We start from the raw sequence: 12,760 nt of genomic DNA, 5'->3' as shown, positions 1-12,760 counted from the left end.
CATGGCTGCAGAAGAAGTTACTCTATCTAGCCATATTCAGCACCACTTAACCAATGCTAAGATGTGCTCGACCGACGCTGGTCTTGCCTTCAATAAAGCATGTACGGATAGTGGCTTCTGGACATGGCATGTAGATACCCTCGCATGGTCTATCGGACTAGGTCTAATATTTTTATGGATCTTCCGTAGTGCCGCAAAAAAATCAACTCTGGGTGTACCTGGGAAATTTCAGTGTTTCATTGAAATGGTTGTTGAGTTCGTTGGCGACAACGTACGCGATACCTTCCACGGTAAAAGTAAGCTAATTGCACCATTAGCATTAACAATATTCGTGTGGATATTCTTAATGAACTTAATGGATTTAATCCCAGTTGACTTCCTACCAGCATTTGCCGGATTTGTTGGCGAAACTGCGTTTGGTATGGATTCACACGACGTATACATGAAAATTGTACCAACTACAGATATCAACATGACAGCAGCACTTGCGCTGGGCGTGTTCATTCTAATGATTGGTTACTCAATAAAAATAAAGGGTATCGGCGGTTTTATTAAAGAACTAACACTTCATCCGTTTAGTTCAAACAATACAGCTATGCAGATTCTTTTAATCCCATTTAACCTATTACTAGAGCTTATCGCATTGGTTTCTAAGCCGTTTTCACTGGCACTGCGTTTGTTCGGTAACTTATATGCAGGTGAGTTAATCTTCATCCTTATCGGTGCAATAGGTTTAATGCAACTACCGTTACACTTTGTGTGGGCTGTATTCCATATCTTGGTAATTGTATTGCAAGCATTCGTATTTATGATGCTTACAATCGTATACCTAAGCATGGCAAGTTCGGATAATCACTAATTTATAACTTTTAATTTTTACTTTTAATTACAATTGAAACTTTGGAGAAAAAAATGGAACTAGTATTAGGTCTTAAGTACATCGCAGTAGCTTTACTTATCGGCTTCGGTGCAATCGGTACAGCAATCGGTTTTGGTAACATGGGCGGTAAATTCCTTGAAGCATGTGCGCGTCAACCTGAGCTTGCACCATCGCTACAAGTTAAAATGTTTATCCTTGCTGGTCTAATCGATGCTGTAGCAATGATTGGTGTTGGTATCGCGATGGTATTGTTGTTCGTACTTTAATTTTATTTTTTGAACAGCTTACTATTTAAGGAGGAGCGGTTGTGAACTTAAACGCCACTCTTATCGGTGAATTAATTGCGTTTACGGTGTTCGTATTATTTTGTATGAAATACGTATGGCCACCACTAAACGGTGCAATTGAAGCTCGCCAGAAGAAAATCGAAGATGGTTTAGCTGCCTCTGATAGAGCCGAAAAAGACTTAGAACTTGCGCAACACAAAGCTGCAGAACAGCTTAAAGATGCAAAGGCTCAAGCGGCTGATATCATTGATCAAGCTAAAAAGCGTGCCGTGCTAATTGTTGACGAAGAAACTGTTCGTGGTCAGCAAGAGCGTGAAAAAATTATTGCTCAAGGGCACTCTGAAATTGAATCAGAGCGTAACCGTGTGACAGAAGAGCTACGTAAGAAAGTAGCAACTCTGGCTGTGGTTGGCGCAGAAAGAATTTTAGAGCGCGAAATCAATCAAGCCGCACATAGTGACATCGTTGAAAAACTTGTCGCTGAGCTGTAATTAGGAGGGTATGAGCATGTCTGAATTGACTACTATCGCTCGCCCATACGCTAAAGCGGCTTTTGAACTTGCCGTTGAAAAAGGCACCATTGAAAGTTGGAATGACATGTTGTTCTTTGCTGGCCACGTTGCCAGCAATGAACAGGCATCAACCATTTTAGCTGGATTGCCTACTGCTACTGCACAAGCTGAGTTATTTATTAACTTATGTGGTGAGCAGCTCAACGAACAAGGTCAGAACCTAGTTAAGGTGATGGCTGAAAATGGACGTTTGATTGCACTACCTGAAGTTGCTCATTTATTTTCTGCTTTAAAAGCAGACTATGACAAAGAAATCGATATTGACGTGATTTCGGCAACGCCTCTTGCTGCAGCGCAGCAAGAATCATTGGTAGCGGCACTTGAAAAACGTTTCGCACGCAAAGTTAAGCTGAATTGTAGTGAAGACGCTACAGTTGTTGGCGGCCTTATTATCAAGGCGGGTGACACTGTAATTGACGGCTCTTTACGCGGTAAATTAAATCGCTTAGCCACAACACTACAATCGTAATTGGGAAAAAGAGCATGCAACTTAATTCCACTGAAATTTCAGATCTGATCAAACAACGTATTGAGAAGTTCGAAGTTGTAAGTGAAGCTCGTAACGAAGGTACAATTGTATCTGTTACTGACGGTATCATTCGCATCCACGGTCTAGCTGACTGTATGCAAGGTGAGATGATTGAGCTTCCTGGCAACCGTTATGCTATCGCACTAAACCTTGAGCGCGACTCAATTGGTGCAGTAGTAATGGGTCCTTACGCTGACCTTACAGAAGGCGTAAAAGTATACACAACTGGTCGTATTTTAGAAGTTCCTGTTGGTGCGGGTCTACTTGGTCGTGTTGTAAACACACTAGGTGCTCCTATCGATGGTAAAGGCGCTTTAGATAACGACGGGTTTGAACCTGTAGAAAAAATTGCACCAGGTGTAATCGAGCGTCAATCAGTAGATGAGCCAGTGCAAACTGGTTACAAATCTATCGATGCTATGATCCCAGTTGGTCGTGGTCAGCGTGAGCTTGTTATCGGTGACCGCCAAACAGGTAAAACTGCACTAGCAATCGATGCAATCATCAACCAAAAAGACACAGGCGTTAAGTGTGTGTACGTAGCGGTTGGTCAAAAAGCATCTACTATTGCTAACGTAGTACGTAAATTAGAAGAGCACGGTGCACTTGCAAATACTATCGTAGTTGTAGCATCTGCTTCTGAATCTGCGGCACTTCAGTACTTAGCACCGTTCTCGGGCTGTACTATGGGTGAATACTTCCGTGACCGTGGTGAAAACGCATTAATCGTATATGATGATTTATCTAAGCAAGCTGTTGCTTACCGTCAAATCTCATTGCTACTTAAGCGTCCACCAGGCCGTGAAGCATACCCAGGTGACGTATTCTACCTTCACTCGCGTCTTTTAGAGCGTGCATCACGTGTAAACACTGATTACGTTGAAAAATTCACTAACGGTGAAGTGAAAGGTAAAACAGGTTCATTGACGGCATTGCCTATCATTGAAACTCAAGGCGGCGACGTTTCTGCGTTCGTACCGACAAACGTTATCTCTATCACCGATGGTCAGATCTTCTTAGAAACTGACTTATTCAACTCAGGTATCCGTCCGGCAGTAAATGCTGGTATCTCGGTATCGCGTGTTGGTGGTGCTGCACAAACTAAAATCGTTAAGAAACTAGGTGGCGGTATCCGTCTAGCCCTAGCTCAGTACCGTGAATTAGCTGCGTTCTCGCAGTTCGCGTCTGACCTTGATGATGCTACTCGTGCTCAACTTGAGCATGGTGAGCGTGTAACAGAGCTAATGAAGCAGAAACAGTACGCGCCAATGTCTGTTGCTGAAATGTCTTTGTCGTTATTCGCAGCTGAGAAAGGTTACTTAAAAGACATCGAAATCGCTAAAATTATGGATTTCGAAGCGGCTTTACTTTCTTACGCAAATAGCACATACGCAGAGCTTATGGCTCAAATCAATGAAACTGGTAACTACAACGCCGAGATCGAAGCGCAGCTTAAAGAACTTCTAGAGAAGTTCAAGTCTACGCAAACTTGGTAATTTAGTTATTAATGGTGTGCTTTATATCTTAAAGCACACCTTGATTCGGAGAGAGAGTCATGGCCAGCGGAAAAGAGATTAAAAGCAAGATCGGCAGTATTAAAAATACTCAAAAGATCACTAGCGCAATGGAAATGGTTGCTGCGTCTAAAATGAAAAAGGCGCAAGAACGAGTGGCTTCAAGCCGTCCATACGCTGAAAAATTACGTAAAGTGATTGGTCGTGTTGCTCAAGCAAATCTTGATTTTACTCACCCGTTCTTAGAAGAACGTGAAGTAAAACGAGTTGGTTATATTGTTATCTCTACTGACCGTGGTCTGTGTGGCGGTTTAAACTCAAACGAGTTTAAAAAAGTCGCATTAGAGATTAAAGCGTGGAAAGAAAAAGGCGTAGATGCTGATTTTGCTACTTTAGGTAGTAAAGCAGCTGGCTTCTTTCAACGTTTTGGTGGTCAAGTACTTGCTAAAAAAGCAGGTCTTGGAGATAAGCCTTCAGTACAGGACGTAATTGGTCCAGTAAAAATAATGCTAGATGCATTCTCTGAAGGTAAAATTGACCGTTTATTCCTGGTATATAACAACTTTGTTAATACCATGAAGCAAGAGCCAATAGTAGATCAGTTACTCCCTTTGCCAAAAGCTGAAGAAGAAGTATCTACACATGCGTGGGATTACTTATATGAACCAAACCCAGAGGCTATTTTAGAGTCTTTGTTAGTACGTTTCATTGAGTCTCAAGTATACCAAGGTGTAGTTGAAAACGCTGCCTCTGAACAGGCTGCCCGCATGGTTGCAATGAAAGCTGCAACTGATAATGCCGGTGACCTTATGGATGAGTTACAGCTTGTATATAACAAAGCTCGCCAAGCAGCAATCACACAAGAAATTAGTGAGATTTGTTCTGGTTCAGCAGCAGTTTAATGCTTCAGGCAAAGATTAACGAGAGGAATAGACATGAGTTTAGGTAAGGTCGTCCAAATTATCGGCGCCGTTGTGGATATCGAATTTCCACAAGACAGCGTGCCAGCCGTATATGACGCGCTAAAAGTAACAGATGGCGATTTAGCTGGTTTGACTTTAGAAGTTCAACAGCAGCTAGGTGGCGGTGTGGTACGTACTATCGCACTAGGTACTACAGACGGTTTACGTCGTGGTGCTGCAGTAGCAAACACAGGCGAAGCAATTCAAGTTCCAGTTGGTACTAAGACCCTAGGTCGTATCATGAACGTACTTGGTGAGCCAATTGATGAAGCAGGTCCAATCGGTGAAGACGAGCGTATGTCTATCCACCGTGCAGCACCTACTTACGAAGAGCAATCAAGCTCAGTAGAACTTTTAGAAACGGGTATCAAGGTAATCGACCTTGTATGTCCATTCGCTAAAGGTGGTAAAGTTGGTTTATTCGGTGGTGCCGGTGTTGGTAAAACCGTAAACATGATGGAACTTATCCGTAACATCGCAATCGAGCACAGCGGTTACTCAGTATTCGCAGGTGTTGGTGAGCGTACTCGTGAGGGTAACGATTTCTACCATGAAATGAACGATTCAAACGTACTTGATAAAGTATCGCTTGTATACGGTCAGATGAACGAGCCACCGGGTAACCGTTTACGCGTAGCGTTAACAGGTCTTACTATGGCTGAGAAGTTCCGTGACGAAGGTCGTGACGTACTTTTCTTCGTAGATAACATCTACCGTTACACACTTGCGGGTACAGAAGTATCAGCACTTCTTGGTCGTATGCCATCAGCGGTAGGTTACCAGCCTACACTTGCTGAAGAAATGGGTGTACTTCAAGAGCGTATCGCATCTACTAAGACGGGTTCAATTACTTCAATCCAAGCGGTATACGTACCTGCGGATGATTTAACGGATCCATCTCCAGCAACAACGTTTGCTCACTTAGATGCAACAGTGGTACTTTCACGTGATATCGCATCACTAGGTATCTACCCAGCGGTAGACCCTCTTGATTCATCTTCACGTCAGCTTGATCCACAAGTAATCGGTGAAGAGCACTACGGTATAGCGCGCGGCGTTCAAACAGTTCTTCAGCGTTACAAAGAGCTTAAAGACATCATCGCGATTCTAGGTATGGACGAGCTTTCTGACGAAGATAAGCAACTTGTATCTCGTGCACGTAAAATCCAGCGTTTCCTATCTCAGCCATTCTTCGTGGCAGAGGTATTTACAGGTGCGCCAGGTAAATACGTTTCACTTAAAGACACAATTGCAGGCTTCAAAGGTATCTTAAACGGTGAGTTTGATGATATGCCAGAGCAAGCGTTCTACATGGTTGGCTCTATCGAAGAAGCTCAAGAAAAAGCCAAAAGCATGTAATTAGGAGGGTAGTATGGCAGCTATGACTGTACATCTTGATGTAGTAAGTGCTGAAGAGAAATTATTTTCTGGTTTAGTAGAATCTATTCAAGTATCTGGTAGTGAAGGTGAGTTAGGTGTTAACGCCGGTCACGCCCCACTACTAACTGCCCTTAAACCTGGTATGGTACGTTTAGTTAAGCAATTTGGTGAAGAAGAACTCATCTATATTGCTGGCGGTACACTAGAAGTTCAACCGAACATAGTGACCGTACTTGCTGATACAGCTGTTCGTGGTGAAGACCTGGACGAGAAAGCTGCAGAGCAAGCTAAGCGTGACGCTGAAGCCCAAATGGCAAAAGGCGCATCTGCTGAACTTGATTACAATCAAGCAGCAATGCAACTAGCTGAAGCAATTGCTCAGCTACGCATTATTCAGCAATTACGTAAAAAGTAAGCCTATCTGGTTTTTAAAAGCCCACTTTATGTGGGCTTTTTTGTGCCACTAACTAACTACTTCAGCCTATCTGTAAATAAATTGATCGTTATGGCTAATATCTCATCATTATTACTTATATCTGCACGCGATCCTCGCTACAATAACCCTATTCTATTAGGTGTTACTTTGCTTAAGTTAAGATTCAGTAGTCATTGCTTAGCCTACTGAGTATTTGCACATGATGTGACTTACGTAATCTACTATGCAGCACACTTATTCTATTAAGCTAAAACAACGGAAAAAGGAAATTGTTTTAATGTCTTTAACAACGGTTATTCTTGCAGCGGGTAAAGGTACTCGTATGCGCTCTGCTCTTCCTAAGGTACTGCATAAAGTGGCAGGTAAACCTATGGTGCAACACGTTATCGATAATGCCAACGCGCTAGGTGCTACATCGACTAACTTAGTTTATGGTCATGGCGGCGAACTATTACAACAACAATTAGCCGATAATAACGTAAATTGGGTACTGCAAGCTGAGCAGCTAGGTACAGGCCACGCAGTGGCACAAGCAAACCCTCATATTAACGACGACGATACCGTACTGGTTTTATACGGTGACGTACCTTTAACTAAGCAATCGACACTTGAACGTTTATTAGCAGCAACACCTAAAAATGGCTTAGCAGTATTAACCGTTAATCTAGCAAACCCAAATGGTTATGGGCGTATGCTACGTGTTGATGGCAAGCTAGTGGGTATTGTTGAACAAAAAGATGCCAATGCAGAGCAGTTACTTATTAACGAAGTAAACACCGGCATTATGGCGGTAAATGGTAAGCTTTTAAAAACATGGTTAGGTAATTTGTCTAACAATAATGCCCAAGGCGAATACTACCTAACAGATATAGTCGCTATGGCGCACAGTGAAGGTGTAGAAATTACATCAGCACAACCAGATCACCCAATGGAAGTTGAAGGTGCAAATAACCGCGTACAACTTGCAGGATTAGAGCGTGCTTATCAAGCATGGCAAGCAGAAGAGCTGATGCTAAATGGTGCAACTCTTGCCGACCCTGCTCGCATAGATGTACGTGGCGACGTTAAAACAGGTGAAGATGTCCTCATAGATATCAACGTTATTTTTGAAGGTACAGTAACCTTAGGTAATAACGTACAAATTGGCCCTAACTGCGTACTTAAAAACTGTAGCATCGGCGATAATGTTGTTATTAAAGCCAATACATTGATTGAAGATGCATCAGTTGCGGCTAAATGTACACTCGGTCCATACGCCCGCCTTCGCCCAGGTGCAATAATGGAAGAAGACTCTCACATTGGCAACTTTGTCGAAATGAAAAAAACCCGTTTAGGTAAAGGCTCTAAAGCAAACCACTTAAGTTACTTAGGTGATGCTGAAATTGGCGAGAAAGTGAATATTGGCGCAGGCACGATTACCTGTAACTACGATGGTGTGAATAAAGCGAAAACCATTATTGGCGATAATGCCTTTATTGGCTCTAACTCATCACTGGTTGCTCCTGTAAATATTGGTGCTACAGCAACTGTAGGTGCAGGTTCTGTTATTACCAATACCGTCGCGGATGATCAGTTAGCCGTAGCACGTGGCAAGCAACGCAATTTAGATGGTTGGAAACGCCCAGTTAAAAAATAGTAATGACCATTACTTATTAAATATTTAAAGCGAGTTTTATAACTCGCTTTTTTATTGCCTAAATATTCTTAATTAATTAGATTATTCAATGACGGATTAAAATATAACTCAAGGAGGGTGCTACATGTCAGCTTATGCTCGCCGGGCAATTGTTGAAAGACAACTCGAAAGCCAGTTAAGAAGTGTTCTATCAGTAATAGTCTTATTTTAATTCAAATAAACTCAACTATTTTACCTTTAGCTATAGTTGTGACGGTTGGACTTCTTTTTACGTACTTTTTTCAGATACATCTGAGTACTCGGAGTTTTTAGCTCTCCAGCTTGTTAAGATTGAAAACAAATTAAAAGAAAAGTCTATTTTTATTAATAGTAAAAGAGAAGATTTTAATAAAGCACTGAGTGAAGATTCTTATGGAGTATTCGGTACATTATTTGGGGTTCCGAGCATAAAAATATTATGAAAATATTTAAATGGGAAAAAGTAAGTGAGAGTGATAGAAACTTCGCTTTTAAAGAATTATGTATAAATTTGTTAGGGCCTATCGTAATTTGCATTCTTTGCTTTGCTCTAATTTATACCGTCATATCAGAAATTAGTTTACTGGAAGATGTTGGGTCTAGTTCTTTTATTAAAGAAAAAAGTGGAAAGGTTCTTTTACTTTTTTTCTTTTTCCCTTTTTCTTTATTTTTTTTAGCTTCTATTCAGAAGTTATTAAATTATAAATCTGAATACTTAATGGCAGGTTTTGTTAAAGGGTTGTTTATTGCATTATCTTTATTTTTTTTGCTAGTAATCCCCTTTAACTTGTATGTAGAGTCATATATAAAAAGCAATGGCTATACTTATTGTAATTGGTATACACAACCTTCAGTTCGTGCCCCTGATGTTTGGTTGAAAAACGATGAGTTATGCTTACAAGATGGTTCTGTAATCACTAGTGATATTTATGATTGGTTTGAAATGCATAATGAAAAAAGAATTGAGCCAACACTTAATGAACTTGAAGTTTTTATACAAGAAACTAGAGCAGAGTATAATCGTTAAAATTAACTCAAAATTGCTGCTGTCATTTTTATTTAAAATAACCAGATAAGCTAAATAATTTTATAAAAGGATTCTTCTGGCTTCCAGAGGTAAATTTCACCCTAATAAAAATGAGCTATAAACAATGCCTATTTTAGAATGGGAAAAATCCGAGGAACGTTTTACAGAACAAAGCTTCGAGCATAAATTAACTGTTGTGATAGGCCTGTTTGCTTTTATATTATTTACAATTGCTTTATTTTATTTCTCTTATTATGGGTTTGTTGAAAATGTTTATTTTGATGAGTCGCTTTATTATATTCGAGAAAGCGGCTTGTTGGCTCCGATAATAGTAATGGCTCCATTTCCTGTTTTAATGACAATTGCAGGTTTACAAAAAGTATTGAACTTCCGCAATGAAAAAACAATAAGGTTAATGGTAAAGCTTATGCTGCGCGCAATACCTTTATATATAATTTTATCTATTGCTAATAGTTTTTATATTGAGTCTAAATTAACACTCGAGGGATATAGCTTTTGTAATTGGTATACCAGTCCATCATTAAGAGGTCCCGATGTTTGGCTAAAAAATGATGAATTATGCCTACAGGGTGGTTCCGTCATAATCAGTGATGTTACCGATTGGTTTGAACAGAAAAACCAACAAGGTATTGAACCTTCCGTTGATGAGTTAAAAGAGTTTATAAAAATAACTCGAAAAATGCGCGATGATTATATAAATAATATGTAGCGGCCAGTCCGTTTTAATGAGTAACAGGCCAAGCCCTATTAAAGCGAGTTTTATAACTCGCTTTTTTATTGCCTAGCTACAACTCGAATAACGACGGCCAATACGAATCGCTTTATGTCTATGGCGCACGCTCATTTACCATTTGGGATAGCAATGGGCTGGTGGTGTTTGACTCAGGCGATCAAATTGCACGAGTAACCGCTTCTGCTCATGGCAATGCATTCAATAATAACGAAGATGAAAACAAAGGCGATACTCGCTCAGATGATAAAGGGGCGGAACCCGAAGCGCTAACATTAGGTAAGGTTGGCGATAGGTTGTTTGCTTTTGTTGGCTTAGAGCGTATGGGCGCAATAATGGTGTTTGATATAACCAACCTTACAATGTGAAATTTCAAGATTACTTCTATAATCGTGGTTTAGAACCAAGTGCAGATATAAGTGGCGACCTTGCTCCTGAAGGAATTACATTTGTTCCTGCAGCGCAAAGTGCAACAAACGAAGCACTGCTTATAGTCGGTAATGAAATCTCAGGCTCAATTGCCGTATGGGAAATAACAACTCAGTAATTAGTAAAGTTTTAAGTAAAAGCGATGTAGCGGTTATCTATAAATCGCTTTTACTTCCTCCCCTCTCAATAATCATGCCTTATGTGAATGCTTTTTAATCAAAAACAGCCCTGTAGCCCTTTTTTTGTATGGTTATTGTACTAAATTGAAATTAATTTAATAAAACTGAAATAAAGCATTGACCCTCTCCAGAATATCCCTATAATGCGCATCCACTGACCCGGCAGGCAGCAATGAAAAGCGCTGAACAAACGGTAAGTGAGTCGAGTAAAACTTAGCTTTTAAATCTTTTAAAAGAAACTTAAAATTAAGTGTTGACAAAAAAATAGGAAGGCGTAATATGCGCAGCCCTGGCGAGATAAAGTTAAACGCTTTAATCGCAACGTTCTTTAACAATATAAAGCAATCATCTGTGTGGGCACTCGTACAGATTGAGTTCTAACAGCCAAGCTACTTAGGTAGTGAGGCAAACAAATTTAGAGTCTCAATCAAAACTGAGTGACCAACAGAATAATTACTTAGGTAGTTATTCAGCACAGTCAATTCAATATCGAAAGATATTAAATAAATTCAGAATTCATTGAGCTGTCGAAAGACATAAAACTTTTTAATTGAAGAGTTTGATCATGGCTCAGATTGAACGCTGGCGGCAGGCCTAACACATGCAAGTCGAGCGGTAACATTTCTAGCTTGCTAGAAGATGACGAGCGGCGGACGGGTGAGTAATGCTTGGGAACATGCCTTGAGGTGGGGGACAACAGTTGGAAACGACTGCTAATACCGCATAATGTCTACGGACCAAAGGGGGCTTCGGCTCTCGCCTTTAGATTGGCCCAAGTGGGATTAGCTAGTTGGTGAGGTAATGGCTCACCAAGGCGACGATCCCTAGCTGGTTTGAGAGGATGATCAGCCACACTGGGACTGAGACACGGCCCAGACTCCTACGGGAGGCAGCAGTGGGGAATATTGCACAATGGGCGCAAGCCTGATGCAGCCATGCCGCGTGTGTGAAGAAGGCCTTCGGGTTGTAAAGCACTTTCAGTCAGGAGGAAAGGTTAGTAGTTAATACCTGCTAGCTGTGACGTTACTGACAGAAGAAGCACCGGCTAACTCCGTGCCAGCAGCCGCGGTAATACGGAGGGTGCGAGCGTTAATCGGAATTACTGGGCGTAAAGCGTACGCAGGCGGTTTGTTAAGCGAGATGTGAAAGCCCCGGGCTCAACCTGGGAACTGCATTTCGAACTGGCAAACTAGAGTGTGATAGAGGGTGGTAGAATTTCAGGTGTAGCGGTGAAATGCGTAGAGATCTGAAGGAATACCGATGGCGAAGGCAGCCACCTGGGTCAACACTGACGCTCATGTACGAAAGCGTGGGGAGCAAACAGGATTAGATACCCTGGTAGTCCACGCCGTAAACGATGTCTACTAGAAGCTCGGAACCTCGGTTCTGTTTTTCAAAGCTAACGCATTAAGTAGACCGCCTGGGGAGTACGGCCGCAAGGTTAAAACTCAAATGAATTGACGGGGGCCCGCACAAGCGGTGGAGCATGTGGTTTAATTCGATGCAACGCGAAGAACCTTACCTACACTTGACATACAGAGAACTTACCAGAGATGGTTTGGTGCCTTCGGGAACTCTGATACAGGTGCTGCATGGCTGTCGTCAGCTCGTGTTGTGAGATGTTGGGTTAAGTCCCGCAACGAGCGCAACCCCTATCCTTAGTTGCTAGCAGGTAATGCTGAGAACTCTAAGGAGACTGCCGGTGATAAACCGGAGGAAGGTGGGGACGACGTCAAGTCATCATGGCCCTTACGTGTAGGGCTACACACGTGCTACAATGGCGCATACAGAGTGCTGCGAACTCGCGAGAGTAAGCGAATCACTTAAAGTGCGTCGTAGTCCGGATTGGAGTCTGCAACTCGACTCCATGAAGTCGGAATCGCTAGTAATCGCGTATCAGAATGACGCGGTGAATACGTTCCCGGGCCTTGTACACACCGCCCGTCACACCATGGGAGTGGGTTGCTCCAGAAGTAGATAGTCTAACCCTCGGGAGGACGTTTACCACGGAGTGATTCATGACTGGGGTGAAGTCGTAACAAGGTAGCCCTAGGGGAACCTGGGGCTGGATCACCTCCTTATACGATTTAGAACTTATTTGTTCGTAGTGTCCACACAGATGATTGTTAGTTAGCTAAGCCACTGGCTTAACTAATTAAT

Annotated in this window: 11 protein-coding genes, 1 rRNA gene and 1 pseudogene; all 13 read left to right on the top strand. The window is 41.8% G+C overall.

Features of this window, described 5'->3' with window-relative positions:
* Window position 1: 1 nt before the first annotated feature.
* Window positions 2-859, top strand: coding sequence for a F0F1 ATP synthase subunit A (gene atpB, locus PTET_RS15770; RefSeq protein WP_013466266.1), 858 nt, complete (start codon window positions 2-4; stop codon window positions 857-859).
* Between the two features lie 53 nt (window positions 860-912).
* Window positions 913-1,146 carry a F0F1 ATP synthase subunit C gene (atpE, locus tag PTET_RS15765; protein WP_004335261.1) on the top strand — a complete coding sequence of 78 codons (234 nt, stop codon included), beginning with the start codon at window positions 913-915 and terminating at the stop codon, window positions 1,144-1,146.
* 41 nt (window positions 1,147-1,187) lie between these two features.
* Window positions 1,188-1,658 carry a F0F1 ATP synthase subunit B gene (gene atpF / locus PTET_RS15760; RefSeq protein ID WP_016900010.1) on the top strand — a complete coding sequence of 157 codons (471 nt, stop codon included), beginning with the start codon at window positions 1,188-1,190 and terminating at the stop codon, window positions 1,656-1,658.
* 16 nt (window positions 1,659-1,674) lie between these two features.
* Complete coding sequence (gene atpH / locus PTET_RS15755; protein WP_016900009.1) at window positions 1,675-2,208, top strand: F0F1 ATP synthase subunit delta; 534 nt, start codon at window positions 1,675-1,677, stop codon at window positions 2,206-2,208.
* Between the two features lie 14 nt (window positions 2,209-2,222).
* On the top strand, window positions 2,223-3,764 hold the full coding sequence (gene atpA / locus PTET_RS15750; RefSeq protein ID WP_013466263.1) for a F0F1 ATP synthase subunit alpha: 1,542 nt from the start codon (window positions 2,223-2,225) through the stop codon (window positions 3,762-3,764).
* Between the two features lie 59 nt (window positions 3,765-3,823).
* Complete coding sequence (gene atpG, locus PTET_RS15745; RefSeq protein WP_008464174.1) at window positions 3,824-4,684, top strand: F0F1 ATP synthase subunit gamma; 861 nt, start codon at window positions 3,824-3,826, stop codon at window positions 4,682-4,684.
* Between the two features lie 33 nt (window positions 4,685-4,717).
* Window positions 4,718-6,103 carry a F0F1 ATP synthase subunit beta gene (gene atpD, locus PTET_RS15740; protein ID WP_008464175.1) on the top strand — a complete coding sequence of 462 codons (1,386 nt, stop codon included), beginning with the start codon at window positions 4,718-4,720 and terminating at the stop codon, window positions 6,101-6,103.
* A gap of 13 nt (window positions 6,104-6,116) precedes the next feature.
* Window positions 6,117-6,539 (top strand): F0F1 ATP synthase subunit epsilon, encoded by a 423-nt coding sequence (locus PTET_RS15735; protein ID WP_008464176.1) that lies wholly within the window; start codon window positions 6,117-6,119, stop codon window positions 6,537-6,539.
* A 298-nt stretch (window positions 6,540-6,837) separates the two neighbouring features.
* Entirely contained in the window at window positions 6,838-8,196 is a 1,359-nt protein-coding gene (gene glmU / locus PTET_RS15725; protein WP_096038891.1) for a bifunctional UDP-N-acetylglucosamine diphosphorylase/glucosamine-1-phosphate N-acetyltransferase GlmU, read from the top strand.
* 457 nt (window positions 8,197-8,653) lie between these two features.
* Window positions 8,654-9,241 carry a DUF1240 domain-containing protein gene (locus tag PTET_RS15720; RefSeq protein WP_244186365.1) on the top strand — a complete coding sequence of 196 codons (588 nt, stop codon included), beginning with the start codon at window positions 8,654-8,656 and terminating at the stop codon, window positions 9,239-9,241.
* A gap of 124 nt (window positions 9,242-9,365) precedes the next feature.
* Window positions 9,366-9,971: a DUF1240 domain-containing protein gene (locus tag PTET_RS15715; RefSeq protein WP_096038890.1), complete on the top strand. Its 606-nt coding sequence runs from the start codon at window positions 9,366-9,368 to the stop codon at window positions 9,969-9,971.
* A gap of 80 nt (window positions 9,972-10,051) precedes the next feature.
* Window positions 10,052-10,539 (top strand): annotated as a pseudogene (locus PTET_RS15710) (choice-of-anchor I domain-containing protein); the annotation flags it as partial.
* Window positions 10,540-11,147: 608 nt separating this feature from the next.
* Window positions 11,148-12,681: ribosomal RNA gene (locus PTET_RS15700) — 16S ribosomal RNA — on the top strand.
* Window positions 12,682-12,760: the final 79 nt, after the last annotated feature.

Origin of the sequence: Pseudoalteromonas tetraodonis, assembly GCF_002310835.1 — a bacterium.
GTDB classification, from domain to species: domain Bacteria; phylum Pseudomonadota; class Gammaproteobacteria; order Enterobacterales; family Alteromonadaceae; genus Pseudoalteromonas; species Pseudoalteromonas tetraodonis.
The sequence above is the reverse complement of the archived record's forward strand: the minus strand, read 5'-3'. Positions and strand labels throughout refer to the sequence as shown.